Origin of the sequence: Blautia hydrogenotrophica DSM 10507, from assembly GCF_034356035.1 — a bacterium.
GTDB classification, from domain to species: Bacteria; Bacillota; Clostridia; order Lachnospirales; family Lachnospiraceae; genus Blautia_A; species Blautia_A hydrogenotrophica.
This window is the reverse complement of the sequence record NZ_CP136423.1, coordinates 3,130,746-3,153,798: the sequence shown is the minus strand read 5'-3', so window position 1 is coordinate 3,153,798 and position 23,053 is coordinate 3,130,746. Positions and strand designations below refer to the sequence as shown.

Here is a 23,053-nt window from a genome sequence, read left to right as displayed (position 1 = left end):
CCATAGTCTGTAGTTTTTGTAAAGAGAGGCATTCGGTCTTTTATCCAGGCGGTTAAAACTTCGCGAGAGTCTCCATGCTTAGAACAAATACGGTACAGCCGCCCATCTCAACAGTTACTGGGACCGCACAGTTGGCAGCAGGACAGATGTTGCCACTTTCTAAGTGAGTGGAAGTGTATTTGACGGTTTTTCGGTGGGAAGCTTGTTCCTTTAGGATTTGGAGAACTTCATCGGTCTGATCGTTTTCGATTCCGATTAAGAGTGTGGTATTTTTGTGTTTTAAAAATCCACCAGTGGTAGCCAGCTCCGTGACAAAAAAGCCGTTTTTGTTGAGAGCCTCGATTGTGTCGTATTTATCTTCTTTGCAGAGAACTGCCAGGATTAGTTTCATGATATGTTTCCCCTTGTTTTAATGGATATTATAATATTTATTATAATCTGCGGCTTATAAAAACTGCATTTGTAAAAATTGAACTGGTATTAAAAAACGCTAAAAATGGTTCTAAGCGCGAGATATAGGCATATATTTTATTGATTTATAAACCGGAAAGAGGTATTTATGTCAAAGTATCGGCGATTTGTCGCGTATGTCTATGAATACCAGAAACAAAAAAAGGGAAACAACCGGGGATTTGTAAGAGTAGAAAATAAAGAAGAAGTCTGTGACTTTCAGATCAATCTTCGGTGTCCAGGGCTTATAGGCCAGCTCCCTTGCCGTATTTACGGATTTGTACGGGGAGAAAACAAAATGATAGGAATATTGTTGAAGGAATGTGTGACACAGACGGATGGAGTCCAGTGGGAATTTGAAGTGCAGGACGGCCGGATGGGGCGGAGTCAAAAAAGCCTAAATGATTTTGGGGGAATGGTGCTTCTGGTGGAAGGCGGAGGCTTCTACGGTACGGAGTGGGATGATCTAGGGATTGTGCCGGAACATTTTCAAGAGGAAGGACAAGAGGAGGTCACGGATACATACGCAGAGGAAGTAGAACGGACAATCTCAGAAGGCCAGACACAAAAAGAAGAGGCAAAAAATCAGGAGGCGGTGCGATCTGAGACAGTCCAGCCTGAAACAGTGCGGGTTGAGGCAGTCCAGGAGAATTTGGAGACGGAGAAAGAAGAGATTCTTCCGGTGCTCCGAAAAATTCCAGAACCTGATGATTGGGAAAAAGATGAGGAAGAAGAGGAAGAGGGAGTCACCGTGACGGGAGTCACAGCAGAGAAGTTTGAGCCTTTTGAGGATGGAGAAATCGTAGAGTGTAGAAAGATCGAGCCGGAGCAGTTTACGGTTTTGCACCGAAGGGACTGGGTTTTAAAAAATAATCGTTTTCTACTGTATGGATACTACCACTTTGGATATCTGATTGTCGGTAAGATTCGAGGGCGTAGTCAATATGTGCTGGGAGTTCCGGGGATGTATGACCAGCAGGAACGGTTTATGGCGAATATGTTTGGTTTTCCGCATTTTAAACAGAGTTCTGCCGTGGAGTTGCCCGCGGGAAAAGGTGGATATTGGTACCGGCTAATCAATCCCCCGAATTTCGACCAGGGGAATCGTTCTTAATAGAATATTGCGAAATTCTTCCAATTCTGTTCTTGTGTAGCTGGAAAATCCAGGTGTTATGACTTCTTCCGAGTCCTGGTAGGCTTGCAGATAGTAAGCTTTTGCCCCGGCCAGCCACTGGCTGATGGAGAGGAAATCTTTAGACTGGTGTAGCTCTCGGACGACAGTGGTGCGGAACTCATAGTCGATTCCACAGGACATGAGAAATTCGATAGATTCGCAGATATCCTCTAGATTTACGTAATCCAGACCTGTGAGCAAGGGATAGGAAGCCTTAGAGGTTTTGATATCCATGGCGACTTTGTCGATCAAATGGCTTTCCCAGAGTGTCTTGATGATCTGAGGGTGGGAACCATTAGTGTCTAATTTTATATGGTAGCCGAGTTCCTTGATTTGACTTAGGAAATCAGGCAAAGCTTTTTGCAAGGTGGGTTCTCCGCCGGTGATGCATACACCGTCCAGAATCCCCCTTCTTTTTTTGAGAAAATTTAAAACATCTTCCTGAGATATTTCCGGCTGCTGATTTTCATGCAGTACCAGAGAGCTGTTGTGACAAAATGGACAGCGGAAATTGCAGCCCCCAAGAAAAACTGTCGCGGCTACTTTCCCAGGATAATCTAGGAGTGTGGTTTTATTCAGACCGCAAATCTTCATATATGTAGCTCCTTTCGTTTCAGATGGTGTCGGACACTGCTTTCGTCTTGTGTGTATCGCGAAGCATGTTACTGCTCATGAATTACAAGTGAGTGAACAGTAACTCTATTCTAGTTCCTATGTATGGATTTTGCAAGGCCCCCTTGTCAATATAGACGGTTTTCCCATATAATAGCAGGGGAGGATAGGCAGATGACAGAACAGGAAAAATATATGAGAGAAGCAATCCGGCAGGCGAAGAAAGCGTGGGCGCTGGATGAGGTGCCGATAGGCTGTGTGATTGTCTTCGACGGGAAAATTATCGCTAGAGGCTATAACCGCCGGAATACGGATAGAAATACCTTGTCTCATGCAGAATTAAACGCAATTAAAAAGGCCAGTAAAAAGCTGGGAGACTGGAGATTGGAAGGGTGTACCATGTATGTCACGCTAGAACCCTGCCAAATGTGTGCAGGTGCGATTGTGCAGGCGAGGATTGATGAGGTGGTGATTGGCAGCATGAATCCCAAAGCGGGATGTGCGGGGTCTGTGCTGAATTTACTGGATATTCCCCAGTTTAACCACCAGGTTAAAATAACGAGAGGGATTTTGCAGGAAGAATGCTCTGCCCTCTTGAGTGATTTTTTCAGAGAGCTCCGAAAAAGAAAAAAGGAACAAAAAAAAGACACCCTTTAGGGTGCCGAGTTTTCTCTTTTTGCGCGCCGCACTTCGACAAGCTCCCATGGACGTTACCTCTACAGTTAACTCAGTCCAGGCACCCTCACGGCACACAGGCGATTCTGCTTAGTGCTGCTTCATTCCTGATCTGACACGGTTCACAGAGACCTATTGCGTAAGACCCAAACGTCAACGCCACTTATAAAGGGCAGCTCCACAAAAAGACGAGCCTCAGATTGGCATCACCCCTGCTATAGCGGATTGCAGGTTCAGGGCACCGCTAACTCCCCGGCTGCGCAGTTCATAATTATAGCTGGAAGAGAGGAATTTGTCAATGATTTTGTATAGAGAAGGTCCTGGCAACTATTCAGCCATATGCCTAATAAGATCAAAACTCCTCTGTAAGCAAGCTTGCGCTGGAGTTGTGTTCTGTTATGGAAAAGACATGTTTACGCTAATGCGTGAAAGCCCTTTCCTATAACATAAACACTCCGTCAAGGATGCGCACACCGCAAGATGGTGTTGTGACGGCGCGTAAAGTGGGCTGCACCCCTCAAAGATTGAGGGAAGGGGAGTTGAAGTGGGCTTGTCCACTTTGTTTGGAGTCACAAGGTTGAATAGTTACAAGGTATTGTGAAGGAAAAGGAAATATTATATAATAAGAGAGCGACAAAATTACAGATTAAGTAAAGGTGGGATGCAATATGATTAAAAGAATCGGAATGCTGACAAGCGGAGGAGACTGTCAGGCATTGAATGCTACCATGCGGGGCGTGGTAAAGGGATTAACCAATTCCATCGATGAGCTTGAGATTTATGGCTTTGATGATGGATATAAAGGGCTGATCTATGGAAAATATCGTATGCTAACGTCCAAAGATTTTTCAGGCATTCTGACACAAGGAGGTACGATCCTGGGAACATCCAGACAGCCTTTTAAGTTAATGAGAGTACCGGACGAGAAAGGAATAGACAAAGTGGCTGCGATGAAGCAGACATATTATAAGCTGTGCCTGGACTGCCTGATTATTTTAGGTGGAAATGGAACGCAGAAGACTGCAAATCTGCTCCGCGAAGAGGGATTGAATATCATTCACCTTCCGAAGACGATTGACAACGATATATACGGGACGGATATGACGTTTGGATTCCAAAGCGCGGTCAACATTGCCACAAATGCGATTGACTGCATTCATACTACGGCGGCATCTCACGGAAGAGTGTTTATTGTGGAAGTCATGGGACACAAGGTGGGAAGTCTGACTCTCCACGCAGGTATTGCGGGCGGGGCAGATATCATCCTGATTCCAGAGATTCCTTACGACATTAAAAAGGTGATCGCAGCCATTGAACGGCGTTCAAAGGCGGGGAAACGCTTTACGATTTTGGCCGTGGCAGAGGGAGCAATCTCGAAAGAGGATGCGAAGCTGCCGAAGAAAAAATACAAAGAAAAGCTTGCCGAGCGCGCGAAGAAGTATCCGTCGGTATCCTATGAAATTGCCGACAAAATTTCAAAAGAGACTGGTAATGAGGTGAGAATTACGGTGCCGGGCCATACCCAGAGAGGAGGAGCACCCTGCGCGTATGACCGTGTGTTGTCGACCAGAATCGGGGCAGGGGCAGCCGAGGCGATTATGGATGAGGAGTACGGCATCATGATCGGAATCGTCAATGACAAAGTGAAGAGAATTCCTCTGGCAGACTGTGCGGGCAAACTAAAAATGGTATCACCGAAAGATCAGACAGTGAAAGCGGCGAAACAAATCGGCATCAGTTTTGGTGACTAACTAGGAATAGGAGTAATTCCATGAGCTATACCGCTCTATATCGAAAATTCCGGCCGGATAATTTTTCAGATGTCAAAGGCCAGGAACACATTGTTACAACATTGACAAATCAAATAAAGGCCGACCGAATTGGACATGCGTACCTGTTTTGCGGAACACGCGGCACAGGAAAGACAACAGTGGCTAAGATATTGGCTAAGGCGGTGAATTGCGAGCATCCCGTGGACGGAAGTCCATGCAATGAGTGTGAGACCTGCAGGGCTATTCAGGCTGGAACTTCCATGAATGTCATAGAGATTGACGCGGCATCTAACAATGGTGTGGACAATATTCGGGAGATTCGGGAGGAAGTTGCGTACCGCCCTACGCAGGGCCGGTATAAGGTCTATATCATCGACGAGGTTCATATGCTGTCCACAGGCGCGTTTAATGCGTTATTGAAGACTTTAGAGGAACCTCCTTCTTATGTAATCTTCATCTTAGCGACCACAGAAGCGCATAAGATCCCCATCACAATTCTCTCGAGATGTCAAAGATATGATTTTCGAAGAATATCCATCGAGACGATTTCAAAGAGACTACAGGATCTTATGGATAAAGAACAGATACAGGTTCAGGAAAAAGCCATTCGCTATGTGGCCAAGGCCGCAGACGGTTCTATGCGTGACGCGCTGAGTCTGCTAGATCAATGCATTGCTTTTTATTTAGGACAGGAGCTGACTTATGACAAAGTGTTGGACGTTCTCGGAGCTGTAGACACGGAGACTTTCAGTAAGCTGCTCAGACAGGTGATAGATGGAAAAGTCACGCAAGCGATTCAGACGTTGGAGAATCTGGTGATACAGGGAAGAGAGTTAGGCCAGTTTGTGGCGGATTTTACCTGGTATATGAGAAATCTACTGTTGGTGAAAACTTCAGAAAACGCAGAAGAAGTCATAGACGTTTCCTCAGAAAACCTGCTTCAACTGCAAGAGGAGAGTAAGATGGTGGATGTGGAGACACTGATGAGGTACATCCGTGTATTTTCAGAACTCTCCAATCAGCTTCGCTATGGTACTCAGAAGAGAGTTTTGGTGGAGATTGCGCTGATTAAGCTGTGCCGGCCGGCAATGGAGACGAACTTAGATTCCGTCTTGGACCGTATCCGGGTTTTGGAGAAGCAGATGGAGGAGAGGCCGGCAGTGCAGCAGGTAATTATGACTCAGCCTTCCGAGGAGAACCAAGCTCAATCTGTGAAGAAGCAGGAGCCGGCAAAAGCCGCCCCAGAAGATCTGAAGAAGATTATGTCTGGATGGAGCAGCATGATCGCGGAGACGACAGGGCTTTTCAAACAAATGCTGCGAAAGTCTGTGCCTAAATACAACGGGGAGACAGGGGAGTCCATTCTCTATGTGGAGTTCCAGGATTTTTTAGCTCAGCCTTATGTAGATGAGCCCCAGTATGCCCAGGAACTTCAACAGATTATAGAAGGACGCACAGGGAAAAGAGTAGAGATTCAGATGCTAATGGCGGGAGGACACCAAAACCATGCTCTGGCAGAACTGACGGTAGACCAGGCGATGAGAGAGAACATTAACATGGATGTGGTGATTGAGGAAGATCCCGACACCCTTTTAGATGATTGAAAAAGAAGAGCTCTCGAAATGTTGGTGACTTTTCAGAGAGCAAAACAAATTAGGAGGATGAGAAAATGGCAAGACGTGGAGGATTTCCAGGAGGAATGGGGATGCCTGGAAATATGAATAACCTGATGAAGCAGGCCCAAAAGATGCAAAAACAGATGGAGGAGAGTCAGAAAGCTCTAGAAGAGAAGGAGTATACGGCCGCGGCCGGAGGTGGAGCTGTGGAGGTCACAGTCAGCGGGAAAAAAGAAGTCACAAAGGTGAAGCTGTCGGAGGAAGTAGTGGACCCTGACGATATAGAAATGCTGGAAGACTTGATTATAGCTGCTACCAACGAGGCACTGCGCAAGATGGAGGAAGACTCCAGCTCTGTGATGTCTAAGCTCACCGGGGGCCTGGGAAATCTGCCGTTTTAAGTGACTACGGGTAGAGGGACAATAGAGTAACGAAAAGACGAGGAGAATGGGCGTGGACTATTACAGCAGTTATATCAGCAGGTTGATTGAGCAGTTATCTAGCCTGCCGGGAATTGGCAATAAATCAGCGCAGCGCTTGGCCTTTCACATTATGAATATGCCAGGGGACCAGGTGGAGCAATTGGTGCAGGCTATCCATGATGCGAAAGAGCATGTGCAGTACTGTAAGTGCTGCTATACTTTGACTGACAAGGAATTGTGTCCTATCTGTGGCAATCCCAAGAGAGATCACTCGACGATCATGGTTGTGGAGAATACCAGGGATTTGGCTGCTTATGAGAAGACTGGAAAATTCGAGGGCGTGTACCATGTTCTTCATGGTGCGATCTCGCCGATGTTAGGCATTGGTCCTGATGATATCAAGTTGAAGGAATTGATGCAGCGTCTTCAGTCGGAGGAGGTTAAAGAGGTGATTGTAGCCACGAATTCCAGTCTTGAGGGGGAGACTACGGCGATGTATATCAGTAAGCTGATTAAGCCCACGGGTATTAAGGTGAGCCGTATTGCCAGCGGTGTACCAGTCGGAGGAGACTTGGAGTATATTGATGAGGTGACTCTTCTGCGAGCATTGGAAGGGCGAGTGGAATTGTAGGAAAGGTGACGGCTGGTGAAGAAAAAGATTACTTCTGTTGACGTGGCTAAGGCAGCGGGGGTCTCTCAGGCCACAGTGTCGATGGTTCTGAACAAAAAATATAATGTTTCTTTCTCCAAGGAAACGATACAGAAAGTAGAAAGAGCAGCGGAGGTTCTAGGGTATCAGTCTCCGGGCAGAAAAAATCGAAGGGCTTCTAGATCTGAGAAGCTGATTGTGGTTTTTTGTCCGACCCTGACTAGTCCTTATTACAGTATGCTGATTCAAGGGATTGAGAGTGCGGCAAAGAATCAGGACTATGGGATTTTTATCTGTAACACGCAGAGGGACCCGAAGCAGGAGGAGAGATATCTGCGCCTGGTGCGCACGATCGCTCCTCAGGGAATCATCTATGCCTGCAATCCGAGTCCTGAGCTTCAGGAGGATGTGCAGGAGTTATCCAAAAAGATTCCGCTGGTGGTGATCAGCAATAAAGAAAAGACCACGACTATGGATGCGATTAATCAGGACAATACGGTTGTGGGGCGGATGATGGCCAGACACCTGTTAGAGCTGGGGCATAAGGACGTAGCTTTTATATCACCGCCGCTGACGCGTAGACAGTGGCAGCGAACCATGAGAGTGGAAGGATTTGTCGAAGAATTTGCAAAAGAAGGACTGAGAGAGCATGTGTTGATTCGATCGGCAGACCCGGCAGTGGATACGGTGATACCTAGGATGGATTCAGAGTACACCATGGGATATCAGCTCACGAAGGAACTGCTTCGGGAAGGGAAAAATTTCACAGCTATCGCAGGCCAGAACGATATGATGGCCTTTGGTGCCATAGATGCTCTGCAGGAAGAGAGAAAGAAAGTTCCAGCGGATGTGTCTGTGATCGGATGTGACAATATCTTTTATTCAGGTATTCACCGAATGGCATTGACCACGATTGAACACTTTGTGGTATCTAAAGGGCGGGATGCGGGGGACATTATCCTGAGAAAAATTACCGCCGCTGTCAGCGACTGTGAAGAGCTTCAGCCCACGAGTCTTTATAATGTGGAATATCAGCCGAGATTGATTGTGCGCAAGACCACGGGATATGTGAAGGTAAAAAAACACAAAAAGAAAAATAATTAAACATAAAATATAAAAGTATTAATAATAATATAAATTTAAAAACCTTGAAAATAGCTAGAACAGCAGCAAAATGATGATTGCTTATGCAGAGAGTATTAATAAAAAAGACTGTTATTAGTAAATAAAATTATTAATAATATTAGACGGTCTTGAACTTACCAAAATCGGTGTTATAATCTAACTATCAAAAAACGTTAGAATACAATCCAGGGAGGTACGAAACAATGAAGTTTTTTATTGACACCGCAAAGGTCGAGGATATCAAAAAAGCAAACGATATGGGTGTGATCTGCGGAGTGACTACGAACCCATCATTGATCGCGAAAGAGGGTAGAGTGTTTGAAGAGGTAATCAAGGAGATTACTTCCATCGTGGATGGACCGATCAGCGGTGAAGTAAAAGCTACGACGACAGATGCAGAAGGAATGATCACAGAGGGGCGTGCGATTGCAGCAATTCACCCCAATATGGTTGTAAAGATTCCGATGACGGCGGAAGGGCTGAAAGCTGTGAAAGTGCTCAGCGCAGAGGGCATCAAGACAAATGTGACTTTGATTTTTACGCCGAACCAGGCGCTGTTAGCCGCGAGAGCAGGTGCTACTTACGTATCTCCATTCCTGGGAAGATTGGATGATATCTCTGTGGACGGCGTAGAGCTGGTTCGCCAGATTGCCGAGATTTTTGCTGTGGCGGATATTCCCACGGAGATTATCGCTGCCAGCGTTCGCCATCCAATGCATGTGACAGCTTGTGCGGCAGCAGGTGCTGATATTGCGACTGTACCATACAAGGTAATTGAGCAGATGATTAATCATCCGTTGACGACGGCTGGAATTGAGAAATTCAAGCAAGATTATTTGGCTGTTTTTGGTGATAAATAAAATATAGAGAAAAGGTGGAAAAAAGTATGAATACACTTGAGCTTCAGAAGACTGCCAATGAGGTACGCAAGGGTATCGTCTCCGCGGTACACGCGGCAAAGGCGGGACATCCGGGTGGTTCCCTTTCGGCGGCTGATGTTTTTACATATTTGTATTTTGAAGAAATGAATATAGACCCTAAGGACCCGAAAAAAGCAGACAGAGACCGTTTTGTACTGTCTAAAGGGCATACGGCTCCAGGGCTGTACGCTGCGCTGGCCCAGAGAGGCTATTTTCCCAAGGAGGACCTTTTGACACTGCGTCATTTAGGGTCTTATCTGCAGGGACATCCAGACATGAAACATATTCCGGGTGTGGATATGTCCAGTGGTTCTCTGGGACAAGGAATCTCGGCAGCAGTGGGAATGGCGATCTCCGCGAAGCTGAGCGATGAGAGCTATCGTGTATATACTCTGCTGGGAGATGGAGAGATTCAGGAAGGACAGGTGTGGGAAGCTGCTATGATGGCAGGACACCGTAAACTGGACAACCTAGTTGTGATCGTGGATAACAATGGTTTGCAGATCGACGGAGACATCGCTCAAGTATGCTCTCCTTATCCGATTGGAAAGAAATTTGAGGCTTTTAATTTCCACGTAATCGAGGTGGAAGACGGCAATGATATGGACCAACTGAGAGAGGCTTTTGCAGAGGCAAGACAGACAAAAGGAATGCCAACGGCTATCGTTATGAAGACAGTCAAGGGAAAAGGCGTGTCTTTCATGGAGAATCAGGCGTCTTGGCATGGAACTGCTCCGAATGATGAACAGTATGCTGTTGCGATGGCAGATTTAGAGAAGGTAGGTGAAGCGTTATGTCAGAAGTAAAGAAGATTGCTACGAGAGAGAGTTATGGAAATGCCCTGGTGGAATTGGGAAAAGAACACGAGGATTTAGTAGTTTTGGACGCTGACTTAGCCGCTGCTACCAAGACAGGAGTCTTTAAGAAAGCATTTCCACAAAGACATATTGACTGTGGAATCGCAGAGTCCAATATGGCAGGAATCGGTGCGGGAATCGCGACAACAGGAAAGGTTCCGTTTATCAGCACTTTTGCCATGTTTGCGGCAGGAAGAGCATATGAACAGATTCGTAACTCGATCGGTTATCCAAAGCTGAATGTAAAAATTGGAGCGACGCACGGAGGTATCTCTGTAGGTGAGGATGGAGCAACACATCAGTGCAACGAGGACTTTGCGCTGATGAGGACGATTCCAGGAATGGTAGTGGTATGCCCTTCGGATGATGTGGAGGCTAGAGCGGCTGTGAAAGCAGCCTATGAGCACAAAGGGCCTGTGTATTTGAGATTCGGAAGATTAGCAGTGCCAGTAATCAACGACAATCCAGACTACAAATTTGAGCTGGGTAAAGGAATTGTTTTAAGAGAAGGAAAAGATCTTACTATCGTGGCTACTGGTCTGTGTGTAGCCCCGGCTTTGGAAGCGGCGCAGAGACTGGCGGCAGAAGGAGTTGATGCGAAGGTAATCAATATCCATACGATCAAGCCGCTGGATGAGGATTTAATTGTCGCAGCTGCGAAAGAGACAGGAAAAGTGGTGACTGTGGAGGAACATTCCATCATTGGAGGACTCGGCGGTGCGGTATGCGAGTGTCTCAGCGAAAAAGCTCCTGTACCAGTGAAACGTATCGGCATCAATGATGTGTACGGTGAATCTGGCCCAGCTGTGAAACTGTTGGAAAAATATGGATTGGATGCAGAGGGAATCTACAGGCAGATTAAAGAATTTGTGTAGAGGCCATACAGGAGATAAAAGTGATGAATCCTCCGGCAGACCTGGAACTATAGGTTCTGGGTGGCCGGGGGTTTTTTATGTAATAGGGGAAATTGCTACATTAATGTATGAGAGTCCTTTCCTATTATACAAGCGCTCCGCGTGGATTGCACTGCGGCGGAGTGGAAGATGGCGCTTTGCACCCGCCGCAGGCGGAGAATCCTGCAAGTAGGATTCTTTTTAATAGGAGAGACCTTGTTAAGCTAATGCGTGAAAGTTATTTCTTAAAACATAAACGTGTCGCACAGGAGGCGGTCGCTGCGTAAGAGCAGGGGTGGCAAAAAGCCATCAGAATGCCTTGGGTAATGGAGTCTCCTAGGGTTACTACTTGTGAGAGGCGTGTGGTCTGAAGAGTCATCTGCTCCAAAAAACCAGATGTATTTACGATGCCGGTGATAAAGATGTCTCCCACAGCGGGGAGCTCCTTTTGCACTCCAGAACCAGGATAGAGTGCTCCGTTTCCGATGGAGATATAACCAAGGTGTCTGCGGGTACCTAAGGAGGCGTCCACTGCGATGAGCAGTGCATGGGGATGCCGTCTATTGATAAGCTGTATAGCACGGGAGAGGTTCAGAGCGTGAACGGGGCGATGGATGGTGCCATATACAGTTAGACCTTCCAGGACATAGTCAGAGAGCTGATGTCCCACGTAAGGGCCAAGGCAGTCCCCGGTGATTCGATCGCTTCCGATGCAGAGGAGCACAATTTCTTCCCAGGCGGTTTTGTGTCTGGAAATACAGGCGGCAATTCCTTGGGCGATTTCTTTAGGAGCACTTTTTTTCTTGCTGTTGACATAGAAGGTCATAGATTTATCAGCCTTTCTCGAAGCTTTCATTTTTGTCTCTGATTCATCATATCCAGAAAAACGGAAAATATGCAGAATCTGTCGCCAAATATTTGAAAATGGATCTTATAATTTGCTAAAATTTTCAGAAACTCTATGCTATTCTTACCCCGAAGGGGTGATGGTTAAATGATCGAAGTCATTTATAAAGAAGACAAATGCAAGGCCCAGGGAAACGAACAGTTTTTCCATATTCCGAAAAACATAAGACAGATCGGTTTAATCAGTGAGGAACACAAGATTTACATTGAGGACTATGCCTATACATTTTTGGGGAGAATTGCGGCAGAACAGCCAATGAAGGGAAGGCTGGCAGTGCTGCTAGGACAGTCCAATTGGGCGGAGGGAACATCTTACATTTTTATTCGCTGTGCTTTGCAGGTTCAGGAGATGGACATTTCGCCGGAACATCTGAATTTTTCAGATGAAGTCTGGGGAAAAGTGAATGAGCAGATGGAAGAGTACTTTCCTGGACAAGAGGTAGTAGGCTGGTTCTTCAGCGCGCCTCAGATTTCGATGGAAGTGACGGACGTGATTTATCGGACACATATGAATTCCTTTGGAGGAAATGATAAAGTACTGTTTTTGATGGAGCCTCAGGAGAAAGAAGAGGCTTTTTTTCGATATGAAAATGGACATATGGCAAAGCAGTTAGGATACTATGTCTACTATGAAAAGAATCCTATGATGCAGGAGTACATGATCGCGATGAACCAGGAACAGGAGTCGGACAGCCGTGAGAAGGTCACGGACGATGCAGTTCTGACCTTCCGAAGCAAGGTCAGACGGAAGCAGGAAAAGAGAGCATCGGAGGAACAAAAGAAAATGTCGGCGGTCATGTATGCGGCCAGTGCGTGTCTGGCTTTGGCCGTCTTGGCGGTAGGAGTGAATTTTGTGAACAGATATGATAAGATGCAGCAAATATCTGGACAAGCCAAGCAAGTGTCTGTACAGCCAGAGACGAAGACGGCGACTCCGAAGCCTGAGGAGAATGCCAAGATTACAGAAAAACTTATGGAAGAAAATAATACAGAAAAGGAGACTCTGACGATTCTGGAAAAAGATAAGGAGAAAACGACAGGGGAGACACCAACACCGACAGTAGCTGAAAAAGAGGACAAGCAGAAGTCTGAGACGGTACAAGATCAAGATATGGAGGAGAAACCAAACGAAGCTGATGATGCGAAGAAGGATGAAAAGACAAGCGGGGAAGTCCATGAGAGCTACACGATACGTCCAGGGGATACTCTGTTTAAGATTAGTATTCAGCGTTACGGGGATATGAGCGAAATCAGTGAGATTTGCCGATTGAATGGAATTTCAGAAGATGATATCATATATCCTGGGCAGACAATTTTGCTTCCATAAAAGGTATGCTTATTGTGCTCACGCGATAGGATGTGTTATAATGGGCGAGTAATGCTGAGGAGATACTGAAAATATGACATACAAAGGTAAGGGGTAGTGATGAGTCAAACACCTAAGGATACAGAGGGTAAGAAGATGAAAAAGCAGATCATTCCGGTGACAATCTCAAAGAAATCCAATAATATGGATTATCATAAAAAGCTGGCGCTTCATAAAAGGAAAAACGTGATGCGGATGTTGATTACGCTGGCCATTATCGCAGCGGCAGCGGCAGCTGTGATCGTGTTTATCCAGCGCAGAACCTTTCATAGTTATAAAGTGGTGAGCAGCTCTGACCAGGAAGATACAGCATCCACGAAATATATGGAGTTGGGTGATAATATACTCAGATACCGCGGGGAAGGTGCTTCTTTGGTGGATACAGAGCTTCAGACACTTTGGGAAGTGGATTATGAGATGCAAAGTCCTGTGGTAGATGTCTGTGACGGAACCGCAGTGATTGCTGACCAGGGTGGAACTAGCATGGTGATTGTCGATGAGGAAGGGCAGACGGGGAGCGTGACGACATCCTATAATATTGTCAAAGCCAGAGTTGCGAAACAAGGTGTGGTAGCTGCAATTTTGGATGGCGGTGAGGATACTTGGATTAACTTCTACGCCGCAGATGGCAGCATGATCGCTGAGAACCAAACCCGTGTGGACGAACCTGGGTATCCGCTGGATTTGTCTGTGTCGGAAGATGGCCTCTTGATTATGGTAACCTATCAGTTTGTGGAGGGAAGCAGCACGAAAAGTTACGTCGCATTTTACAATTTTGGCACAGTAGGACAGAACAAGGTAGATAATATTGTGAGCGGATTTACCTACGATGACGTCGTGATTCCGCAGGTGGCCTATCTAGATAAGGATACAGCGGTGGCTTTCCGGGATGATGGATTCAGTATCTACACTGGAAAACAGATTCCCAAAGAGGCTGCGAATGTCAAAGTAAAGCAGGAAATTGTCAGTACTTTTTATGATGAAAATAATATCGGGCTGGTGTTTAAATCCAATGGAGATTCTAAATATACCATGAAAGTTTATAATACCAGCGGCAAGAAAAAATTCGAGAGATCATTCAGCATTCCTTATACGAATATTCGAATGAGCAATGGTCAAGTTGTGATGAACAATTCTTCACAGGTCTGTGTGATCACAGATCAAGGTGCGGTAAGGTATAATGGAACCATCGATGAAGGGACGATCAATGATTTCTTCAAGGTGGGATACAATCGGTATATGCTGATTTTAGATACAGGAATTGACTTACTGAAATTCACATAATACAAAGGAGAAAAAATGACCTGGACATGGCTTGGAATTGTAGCCGTATTGGTCCTTATACTTTCCTGTTATGCCGGATATCGAAGAGGTTTTGTGCGGGAAGTAGTGGGAATTTCTTTTTTGTTCCTCAGTATCTTTCTGGTATGGACGATTAATCCTTATGTAAACCAGGTGGTAAAAACACAGACTCCGATTTATGAGAAGGTGAGAGGAATCTGTGAAAACGGAATTCAGGATTATGTAACAGAGCAAGGTGAGGCAGAAGGCGGCACGGAAGACAATGTGATTGCCAAGCTGCCTCTTCCTGAATTTATGAAAGAAGGACTGAAAGAGAATAATACGGCAGAAGTGTACAAATATCTCTCAGTAGATACCTTTGGGGGATATTTGGCGGATTATTTGGCAACAGCTATCACAAATGGAATCAGTTTTCTCATATCCTATATTATAGCTGTGATTGTCTTGAAGATTATAGTCTGTGCATTGGATTTAGTGACCCATTTGCCGGTTATACGTGGAGTCAACCGTTTAGCGGGCCTTTTGCTGGGAATTGTAAAAGGTGTTATTTTTATCTGGATTGGTCTTTTGGTGATTACAGTTTTCTGTAATACACAGATTGGAGCGGAATGTCTGAGGATGATAGAAAAAGATACTCTGCTTGGTTTTTTATATGACCAAAATATTTTTGTGAAAATATTTATGAGCATTTTTTATTCTGCGTGATTTTTAGGTAACTATTCAGCCATGCACAAAGTTACAAAAATCTGAGTTCAAACTTGTTTGAAAACGAAGATTTTTTTGTATACTTTGTATATGGCGTTTAGCCATAAGCGAGGATTTCGCCGCATATGCGGTGATATAAGCTGCGTAGCAGCTAATCCGAGCTGTTATGGCTGAATATAGCCGTTATGGGCAGCTTGAAGGTTGACAGAATGTGAAATTCGTGTTACCATTCCAAAATAAGGGAGTAGTCAGCGCTGTGGCGTGACGAAGTCAACATATTGGAGGTGGCTCCTGGCTTTGTATGAAATGACGAGACTTATCTGTAAAAGGATAGGTCTCTTTTTATGTGATAGGAAAGACCTTGTCGCGCTAATGTGCAAAGTGAACCACTCCCTCAAAGATTGAGAGGATGGGGAGCTGAAGCAGGCTTGCCCACTATGTGTTGATAAGGAGGAAAAAATGGGATTAGGGGAATTGTTTGTGATTGCAGTCGGGCTTTCCATGGACGCTTTTGCTGTATCAATCTGTAAAGGATTATCGGTGAAAAGAGTCTGTCCGGGGCATGTACTGTGTACAGGAGTTTATTTTGGTGGTTTTCAGATGATGATGCCGTTGATCGGGTACTTTTTGGGGAGCCAATTTAGTCATTTGATTACCCGTGTGGACCATTGGATAGCCTTTATACTTTTAGGCGTTGTGGGAGCGAATATGATTCGGGAATCCTTTGGGGAAGAAGAGGAGGTAGACGCATCTTTTCAAGCATCGTCGATGCTTCCTTTGGCTGTGGCCACGAGTATTGACGCACTTGCGGTGGGGATTACTCTGGCATTTTTAGAAGTGAATGTAGTCTTTGCTATCTGTTTTATAGGCTGTACGACTTTTATTTTGTCCGGAATAGGCGTGATGTCTGGAAATATTTTGGGAAAGAAATTCAAGTCAAAAGCCGAGATAGCAGGCGGAATTGTTCTAATCTGTATAGGATCGAAGATTCTTCTGGAACATCTGGGATATTTAGGGTAGAATAAAAGTCAGATGCATCAGAAAAGTAAAAGGATGCGAAAGGATACAGAGGTGAGCAATGTGAGTGAGCAGTATACCCAGAGTTACATATATCTAGAAGAGGGAGACAGCGTGGAGATTCTGCGCTGTTTTTCATCTGATACGAAAATCGAAATCAGGGAAAAATTCAAAGAAAATCCGTGAGTTCCGTCAGGACTTACTGTTTTTGCAGTGGATTTATTACTACAGGTTCGGTCGGGCCCGGTTGTTGGAAGGAAATTTCTGTTGTTTCAAATAGTTACAAAAAATGTAAAAAAATGTAAAAAAGCTCTTGACGACTTTGGAAGATCATGGTACTATATCAAAGCTGTCAACGAGAGAATAACAGACAGATAAAAAGATTAAAAAACTTTAAAAAAACTCTTGACAAAGATTGAGTCGCTTGGTAAAATAATGAAGCTGATTCGATGAGAGACAGCAAAGAACCTTGATAACTGAACAGTAAAACACATAGAACTCGAAAATTCTTTACATTCAAGAACGGTTTGAACGAACCAAAAGCAGTAATGAGGAATTAGGATAGCCAAGGGTTATCCTGAGACATCAAACACTAATTCAGAGAGTTTGATCCTGGCTCAGGATGAACGCTGGCGGCGTGCTTAACACATGCAAGTCGAACGAAGCGATGGAGAACGGAGATTTCGGTTGAAGTTTTCTATTGACTGAGTGGCGGACGGGTGAGTAACGCGTGGGTAACCTGCCCTATACAGGGGGATAACAGTTAGAAATGACTGCTAATACCGCATAAGCGCACAGCTTCGCATGAAGTGGTGTGAAAAACTGAGGTGGTATAGGATGGACCCGCGTTGGATTAGCTAGTTGGTGAGGTAACGGCCCACCAAGGCGACGATCCATAGCCGGCCTGAGAGGGTGAACGGCCACATTGGGACTGAGACACGGCCCAAACTCCTACGGGAGGCAGCAGTGGGGAATATTGCACAATGGGGGAAACCCTGATGCAGCGACGCCGCGTGAAGGAAGAAGTATCTCGGTATGTAAACTTCTATCAGCAGGGAAGAAAGTGACGGTACCTGACTAAGAAGCCCCGGCTAATTACGTGCCAGCAGCCGCGGTAATACGTAAGGGGCAAGCGTTATCCGGATTTACTGGGTGTAAAGGGAGCGTAGACGGTTTGGCAAGTCTGATGTGAAAGGCATGGGCTCAACCTGTGGACTGCATTGGAAACTGTCAGACTTGAGTGCCGGAGAGGCAAGCGGAATTCCTAGTGTAGCGGTGAAATGCGTAGATATTAGGAGGAACACCAGTGGCGAAGGCGGCCTGCTGGACGGTAACTGACGTTGAGGCTCGAAAGCGTGGGGAGCAAACAGGATTAGATACCCTGGTAGTCCACGCTGTAAACGATGAATACTAGGTGTCGGGTGGCAAAGCCATTCGGTGCCGCAGCAAACGCAATAAGTATTCCACCTGGGGAGTACGTTCGCAAGAATGAAACTCAAAGGAATTGACGGGGACCCGCACAAGCGGTGGAGCATGTGGTTTAATTCGAAGCAACGCGAAGAACCTTACCAAATCTTGACATCCCTCTGACCGGGAAGTAATGTTCCCTTTTCTTCGGAACAGAGGAGACAGGTGGTGCATGGTTGTCGTCAGCTCGTGTCGTGAGATGTTGGGTTAAGTCCCGCAACGAGCGCAACCCTTATTCTTAGTAGCCAGCAGGTAGAGCTGGGCACTCTAGGGAGACTGCCAGGGATAACCTGGAGGAAGGTGGGGATGACGTCAAATCATCATGCCCCTTATGATTTGGGCTACACACGTGCTACAATGGCGTAAACAAAGGGAAGCGAAGGGGTGACCTGGAGCAAATCTCAAAAATAACGTCTCAGTTCGGATTGTAGTCTGCAACTCGACTACATGAAGCTGGAATCGCTAGTAATCGCGAATCAGAATGTCGCGGTGAATACGTTCCCGGGTCTTGTACACACCGCCCGTCACACCATGGGAGTCAGTAACGCCCGAAGTCAGTGACCCAACCGAAAGGAGGGAGCTGCCGAAGGTGGGACTGATAACTGGGGTGAAGTCGTAACAAGGTAGCCGTATCGGAAGGTGCGGCTGGATCACCTCCTTTCTAAGGAAAAGAGAAGGAGTAGAGGAGACATGTGTTTTACTGTTGAGGTATTAAGGGAGGAGGAAGTTCTTGCGCACAGGGGTGCGAAGAACAGCTTTCGTACTAAGTTCGGTGCGGAGCGCCTCACTAAGTACTCAATGCTTCTGGCGGCGATGCGTTTGGGGGAGACACCCGTACCCATCCCGAACACGACGGTTAAGACCCAGACGGCCGAGGGTACTGCACTGGAGACGGTGTGGGAGAGTAGGTGGCTGCCAGATTAGAAAAAAGGAAGGGCTTATAGCTCAGCTGGTTAGAGCGCACGCCTGATAAGCGTGAGGTCGGTGGTTCGAGTCCACTTAAGCCCATAGGTCTTTGGGATACCGTGCATGGAGGAACAAAGGCCCACTTAAGCCCATAGGTCTTTCACAAAAGACCAATAAAAATTTGAAAATACCCAATGAGGGGATGTAGCTCAGTTGGGAGAGCACCTGCCTTGCAAGCAGGGGGTCGAGAGTTCGAATCTCTTCATCTCCACTCAGCAGGAAGAACTGCTGAAACTCGTACCTTGAAAATTGCATACATGAGAAATAAATCCTTGAAAAACGCCGTGTTGCCTGGTAGGGACGCATTCAATGGTGCACTTACTTAGGTAACGCGCAAGATAGGAAGACATCGATGATAAGTTATCATCAAGAGGAAAGAAGGCCAAGCTGTTAACGCTATAACAGCAGATGGTCAAGCAAAAAGAGCGCAGGGCGGATGCCTTGGCACTAAGAGCCGAAGAAGGACGTGATAAGCTGCGAAAAGCCGCGGGGAGGAGCAAATATCCCTTGATCCGCGGATGTCCGAATGGGGAAACCCGGCAGAGAAGACCTCTGTCATCCATACATGAATCCATAGTGTATGGAAGGGAACCCGGGGAACTGAAACATCTAAGTACCCGGAGGAAAAGAAAGAAAACTCGATTCCCAAAGTAGCGGCGAGCGAAATGGGAGGAGCCTAAACCAGTGTGCGTGCACACTGGGGTTACGGACTGCATTTAAGATTCTCTAAGGTTAGAAGAACGGTTTTGGGAAAGCCGGCCAGAGAGGGTGAAAGCCCCGTACACGAAAACCGAAGAGACTGAGCAGGATCCAGAGTACCGCGAGACACGTGGAACCTTGCGGGAAATCAGGGGGACCACCCCCTAAGGCTAAATACTACTTAGTGACCGATAGCGGATAGTACTGTGAAGGAAAGGTGAAAAGAACCCCGGGAGGGGAGTGAAAGAGAACCTGAAACCCTGTGTTTACAAGCTGTGGAACACCCTTATGTGGTGAACCGCGTACTTTTTGTAGAACGGTCCGGCGAGTTACGCTTACTGGCAAGGTTAAGGACTTAAAGGTCTGGAGCCGTAGGGAAACCAAGTCTTAATAGGGCCAAAGTCAGTAAGAGTAGACCCGAAACCGGGTGATCTATCCATGTCCAGGCTGAAGTTGCCGTAAAAGGCAATGGAGGGCCGAACCCACATCCGTTGAAAAGGGTGGGGATGAGGTGTGGATAGGGGAGAAATTCCAATCGAACCCGGAGATAGCTGGTTCTCCTCGAAATAGCTTTAGGGCTAGCCTCGATTTAGATTTGCGGAGGTAGAGCACTGAATTTCCTAGGGGGCGTCAAAGCTTACCGAAGAATATCAAACTCCGAATGCCGTGTAATTGATGATCGGGAGTCAGACTGCACGAGATAAGTTGGGCAGTCAAAAGGGAAAGAGCCCAGACCTCCAGCTAAGGTCCCAAAGTGCGTGTTAAGTGGAAAAGGATGTGGGATTTCGAAGACAACTAGGATGTTGGCTTAGAAGCAGCCATACATTCAAAGAGTGCGTAATAGCTCACTAGTCGAGAGGTCCTGCGCCGAAAATGTCCGGGGCTAAAACACGACACCGAAGCTGAGGAATCGAAAGATTGGTAGAGGAGCATTGCATGTGGGACGAAGCAGTACCGGAAGGAGCTGTGGACTGCATGGAAGAGAGAATGCCGGAATGAGTAGCGAGAATAAGGTGAGAATCCTTATGGCCGAATATCCAAGGTTTCCAGAGTAAAGCTGATCTGCTCTGGGTAAGTCGGGGCCTAAGGCGAGGACGAAAGTCGTAGTCGATGGACAGCAGGTGGAGATTCCTGCACTGCTGTGTAACAGAACTGTGGGGACATATGTGGTGAGTGCGAGCCGGGAATGGGAAGCCCGGTGCAAGCGAGGTACCAGTCACGTAGGCAAATCCGCGTGGCAATGGGAAGACGTGATGCGGAGCGAAAGTTAGTAGCGAAGAGCGTAAGCCATGTGTCAAGAAAAGCCGCTATTGTTTATACAGTACCCGTACCGGAAACCGACACAGGTGGATGAGGAGAGAATCCTAAGGCCGACGGAAGAAGCATTGTCAAGGAACTCGGCAAAATGACCCCGTAACTTCGGGAGAAGGGGTGCCACAGAAGATGTGGCCGCAGAGAATAGGCTCAAGCAACTGTTTAGCAAAAACACAGGTCTATGCAAAACCGAAAGGTGAGGTATATGGGCTGACGCCTGCCCGGTGCTGGAAGGTTAAGAGGAGGAGTCAGGAAACGAAGCTCTGAATTGAAGCCCCAGTAAACGGCGGCCGTAACTATAACGGTCCTAAGGTAGCGAAATTCCTTGTCGGGTAAGTTCCGACCCGCACGAAAGGCGTAATGATTTGAGCGCTGTCTCGACAATGCATCCGGTGAAATTGAAGTACCAGTGAAGATGCTGGTTACCTGCGCCAGGACGGAAAGACCCCATGGAGCTTTACTCCAGCTTGATACTGGGATTCGGTATTGCATGTACAGGATAGGTGGGAGACGAAGAAGTGAGGACGCCAGTTTTCACGGAGTCGGCGTTGGGATACCACCCTTGCGGTATTGGGTTTCTAACCAGCAGCCGTGACCCGGCTGGGGGACAATGTCAGGTGGGGAGTTTGACTGGGGCGGTCGCCTCCGAAAGGGTATCGGAGGCGCTCAAAGGTTCCCTCAGAATGGACGGAAACCATTCGAAGAGTGCAAAGGCAGAAGGGAGCTTGACTGCGACACCGACGGGTGGAGCAGGTACGAAAGTAGGACTTAGTGATCCGGTGGTATTAAGTGGGAATGCCATCGCTCAACGGATAAAAGCTACCCTGGGGATAACAGGCTTATCACTCCCAAGAGTTCACATCGACGGAGTGGTTTGGCACCTCGATGTCGGCTCATCGCATCCTGGGGCTGTAGTAGGTCCCAAGGGTTGGGCTGTTCGCCCATTAAAGCGGTACGCGAGCTGGGTTCAGAACGTCGTGAGACAGTTCGGTCCCTATCCGGCGTGGGCGTAGGATATTTGAGAGGAGCTGTCCTTAGTACGAGAGGACCGGGATGGACTGGCCGCTGGTGTATCTGTTGTTCTACCAAGAGCATGGCAGAGTAGCCAAGCCGGGAAGGGATAAACGCTGAAGGCATCTAAGCGTGAAGCCCCCCTCGAGATGAGATATCCCATTCTTAGGAAGTAAGACCCCTTGAAGACGACGAGGTAGATAGGGCAGAGGTGGAAGTGCGGTAACGTATGGAGCTGACTGCTACTAATCGGTCGAGGGCTTGACCAATAGCCAGGAGAGGAAGAGAAGGCTTCTGGCAGCCAGATTTCCAAGGAATCATGTATGCAGTTTTGAAGGTAGGAGATACGAGAGAAGTAGGGAATACTTTCAAAGGAATGGTCCTCCTTAGCTCAGTCGGTAGAGCATGCGGCTGTTAACCGCAGTGTCGTTGGTTCGAGTCCAACAGGGGGAGGTGTAGGCTTGCGAATGTTATGTTCGCAAGCTTTTATTATATTATAGGAAAGACCTTGTCACGCTGATGTGTGAAAGTTCTTTCCTATAACATAAACGCTCCGCTAAGGATGCGCACTTACGAGAGGTAGCTGCGGCAGGCGGCTGTGCTCAGCGTGCAAAGTGAGCTGTGTGTTTCAAGATTGAAGGGATGGGGGAGCTGAAGTGGGCTTACTCACTTTGTTCTGTTATAGAAAAGAATGTAAGAGTAATTGGGAATCCTGGTAAACAGGATTCTTTTTTTCTGCGAATAGTGTTAGAATGGAGCCAGAAATTCTAGGAGGAATCTAAAATGAAATTTAAATATTTTGTTAACAGTAGAAAGTTTTCGTGGACGATTGTAGGGATAGGATTTGTGTTTACACTGATTGTTTTTTTCTTTTTGCCATCCTCGATTCCAATACATTTTAATGCTGGCGGAATCGCGGATAGCTATGGGGATAGAATTCAGATATTTTTATTTCCGCTGTTACAGTTAATGATTTTATTGCTCACAGGTAGGGAAAAGTTACGGTATTGGCTAACACATTCTAAGACATTTTTGAATGATATACAGTATAATTGGCTGGTCAGTGGGCTATGTCTTTTAATAATATTTGTAGAATTTAGAGTGTTATATGCAGCTTTTTGAGGCTAGGGGAGCG

Annotated in this window: 19 protein-coding genes, 3 tRNA genes, 3 rRNA genes and 1 other RNA gene; 22 read left to right on the top strand and 4 right to left on the bottom strand. The window is 46.5% G+C overall.

Features of this window, described 5'->3' with window-relative positions; translation table 11 throughout:
- Positions 1-52: 52 nt before the first annotated feature.
- Positions 53-391, bottom strand: a complete 339-nt coding sequence (locus BLHYD_RS15190) for a cyclic-di-AMP receptor (protein WP_005952070.1) — start codon at positions 389-391, stop codon at positions 53-55.
- Between the two features lie 168 nt (positions 392-559).
- On the opposite strand from BLHYD_RS15190, the gene BLHYD_RS15185 reads away from it, so the two are divergent.
- On the top strand, positions 560-1,564 hold the full coding sequence (locus BLHYD_RS15185; protein WP_005952068.1) for a DUF6128 domain-containing protein: 1,005 nt from the start codon (positions 560-562) through the stop codon (positions 1,562-1,564).
- Here BLHYD_RS15185 and BLHYD_RS15180 read toward each other — a convergent pair.
- Positions 1,523-2,218, bottom strand: coding sequence for an anaerobic ribonucleoside-triphosphate reductase activating protein (locus tag BLHYD_RS15180; RefSeq protein WP_005952066.1), 696 nt, complete (start codon positions 2,216-2,218; stop codon positions 1,523-1,525). The two genes, BLHYD_RS15185 and BLHYD_RS15180, sit on opposite strands and share 42 nt — an antisense overlap.
- Before the next feature lie 192 nt (positions 2,219-2,410).
- On the opposite strand from BLHYD_RS15180, the gene tadA reads away from it, so the two are divergent.
- Positions 2,411-2,893: a tRNA adenosine(34) deaminase TadA gene (gene tadA, locus BLHYD_RS15175; protein WP_021845599.1), complete on the top strand. Its 483-nt coding sequence runs from the start codon at positions 2,411-2,413 to the stop codon at positions 2,891-2,893.
- A gap of 19 nt (positions 2,894-2,912) precedes the next feature.
- On the opposite strand, the gene ffs is transcribed toward tadA, so the two are convergent.
- Positions 2,913-3,175: signal recognition particle sRNA large type (ffs, locus tag BLHYD_RS15170), an RNA gene on the bottom strand.
- 404 nt (positions 3,176-3,579) lie between these two features.
- Between ffs and BLHYD_RS15165 the strand changes: the two genes are divergently transcribed.
- The 8 genes from BLHYD_RS15165 to BLHYD_RS15130 all read left to right on the top strand — a co-directional run bounded on the left by BLHYD_RS15165 (position 3,580) and on the right by BLHYD_RS15130 (position 11,147).
- Positions 3,580-4,662: a 6-phosphofructokinase gene (locus BLHYD_RS15165; protein WP_005952063.1), complete on the top strand. Its 1,083-nt coding sequence runs from the start codon at positions 3,580-3,582 to the stop codon at positions 4,660-4,662.
- A 20-nt stretch (positions 4,663-4,682) separates the two neighbouring features.
- A complete protein-coding gene (dnaX, locus tag BLHYD_RS15160; RefSeq protein WP_005952062.1) occupies positions 4,683-6,287 on the top strand; it encodes a DNA polymerase III subunit gamma/tau in 1,605 nt (534 codons plus the stop codon).
- Between the two features lie 65 nt (positions 6,288-6,352).
- Positions 6,353-6,700 (top strand): YbaB/EbfC family nucleoid-associated protein, encoded by a 348-nt coding sequence (locus BLHYD_RS15155; RefSeq protein WP_005952061.1) that lies wholly within the window; start codon positions 6,353-6,355, stop codon positions 6,698-6,700.
- Positions 6,701-6,752: 52 nt separating this feature from the next.
- Complete coding sequence (gene recR / locus BLHYD_RS15150) at positions 6,753-7,352, top strand: recombination mediator RecR (protein WP_021845597.1); 600 nt, start codon at positions 6,753-6,755, stop codon at positions 7,350-7,352.
- 15 nt (positions 7,353-7,367) lie between these two features.
- Positions 7,368-8,474 carry a LacI family DNA-binding transcriptional regulator gene (locus BLHYD_RS15145; protein ID WP_005952059.1) on the top strand — a complete coding sequence of 369 codons (1,107 nt, stop codon included), beginning with the start codon at positions 7,368-7,370 and terminating at the stop codon, positions 8,472-8,474.
- A gap of 224 nt (positions 8,475-8,698) precedes the next feature.
- On the top strand, positions 8,699-9,355 hold the full coding sequence (gene fsa, locus BLHYD_RS15140; RefSeq protein WP_005952058.1) for a fructose-6-phosphate aldolase: 657 nt from the start codon (positions 8,699-8,701) through the stop codon (positions 9,353-9,355).
- A gap of 26 nt (positions 9,356-9,381) precedes the next feature.
- Positions 9,382-10,221 carry a transketolase gene (locus BLHYD_RS15135; RefSeq protein ID WP_005952057.1) on the top strand — a complete coding sequence of 280 codons (840 nt, stop codon included), beginning with the start codon at positions 9,382-9,384 and terminating at the stop codon, positions 10,219-10,221.
- Positions 10,209-11,147, top strand: a complete 939-nt coding sequence (locus BLHYD_RS15130) for a transketolase family protein (RefSeq protein ID WP_005952056.1) — start codon at positions 10,209-10,211, stop codon at positions 11,145-11,147. The genes BLHYD_RS15135 and BLHYD_RS15130 overlap by 13 nt, the downstream gene beginning before the upstream one ends.
- Positions 11,148-11,403: 256 nt before the next feature.
- On the opposite strand, the gene yyaC is transcribed toward BLHYD_RS15130, so the two are convergent.
- Positions 11,404-12,021 carry a spore protease YyaC gene (yyaC, locus tag BLHYD_RS15125; RefSeq protein ID WP_005952055.1) on the bottom strand — a complete coding sequence of 206 codons (618 nt, stop codon included), beginning with the start codon at positions 12,019-12,021 and terminating at the stop codon, positions 11,404-11,406.
- Positions 12,022-12,159: 138 nt separating this feature from the next.
- Between yyaC and BLHYD_RS15120 the strand changes: the two genes are divergently transcribed.
- From BLHYD_RS15120 to BLHYD_RS15065, 12 genes are all read left to right on the top strand, one after another.
- Positions 12,160-13,398, top strand: a complete 1,239-nt coding sequence (locus tag BLHYD_RS15120; RefSeq protein ID WP_005952054.1) for a LysM peptidoglycan-binding domain-containing protein — start codon at positions 12,160-12,162, stop codon at positions 13,396-13,398.
- 135 nt (positions 13,399-13,533) lie between these two features.
- Entirely contained in the window at positions 13,534-14,721 is a 1,188-nt protein-coding gene (locus BLHYD_RS15115; RefSeq protein ID WP_242648413.1) for a DUF5711 family protein, read from the top strand.
- 15 nt (positions 14,722-14,736) lie between these two features.
- Entirely contained in the window at positions 14,737-15,444 is a 708-nt protein-coding gene (locus tag BLHYD_RS15110; RefSeq protein ID WP_005952052.1) for a CvpA family protein, read from the top strand.
- 459 nt (positions 15,445-15,903) lie between these two features.
- Positions 15,904-16,464 (top strand): manganese efflux pump MntP, encoded by a 561-nt coding sequence (locus BLHYD_RS15105; protein WP_005952051.1) that lies wholly within the window; start codon positions 15,904-15,906, stop codon positions 16,462-16,464.
- Positions 16,465-16,515: 51 nt separating this feature from the next.
- Entirely contained in the window at positions 16,516-16,647 is a 132-nt protein-coding gene (locus BLHYD_RS15100) for a hypothetical protein (RefSeq protein ID WP_276902340.1), read from the top strand.
- A gap of 408 nt (positions 16,648-17,055) precedes the next feature.
- A 16S ribosomal RNA gene (locus BLHYD_RS15095) occupies positions 17,056-18,589 on the top strand.
- A gap of 142 nt (positions 18,590-18,731) precedes the next feature.
- Positions 18,732-18,849 (top strand): 5S ribosomal RNA (gene rrf / locus BLHYD_RS15090).
- 13 nt (positions 18,850-18,862) lie between these two features.
- Positions 18,863-18,936, top strand: a tRNA-Ile gene (locus BLHYD_RS15085).
- Positions 18,937-19,032: 96 nt separating this feature from the next.
- Positions 19,033-19,105 (top strand) — tRNA-Ala (locus BLHYD_RS15080).
- A gap of 198 nt (positions 19,106-19,303) precedes the next feature.
- Positions 19,304-22,188: ribosomal RNA gene (locus BLHYD_RS15075) — 23S ribosomal RNA — on the top strand.
- Together the 16S, 23S and 5S rRNA genes with 3 tRNA genes alongside form the textbook arrangement of a ribosomal RNA operon.
- A gap of 110 nt (positions 22,189-22,298) precedes the next feature.
- Positions 22,299-22,371, top strand: a tRNA-Asn gene (locus BLHYD_RS15070).
- A 330-nt stretch (positions 22,372-22,701) separates the two neighbouring features.
- Positions 22,702-23,040, top strand: coding sequence for a DUF1648 domain-containing protein (locus BLHYD_RS15065; RefSeq protein WP_005949944.1), 339 nt, complete (start codon positions 22,702-22,704; stop codon positions 23,038-23,040).
- Positions 23,041-23,053: the final 13 nt, after the last annotated feature.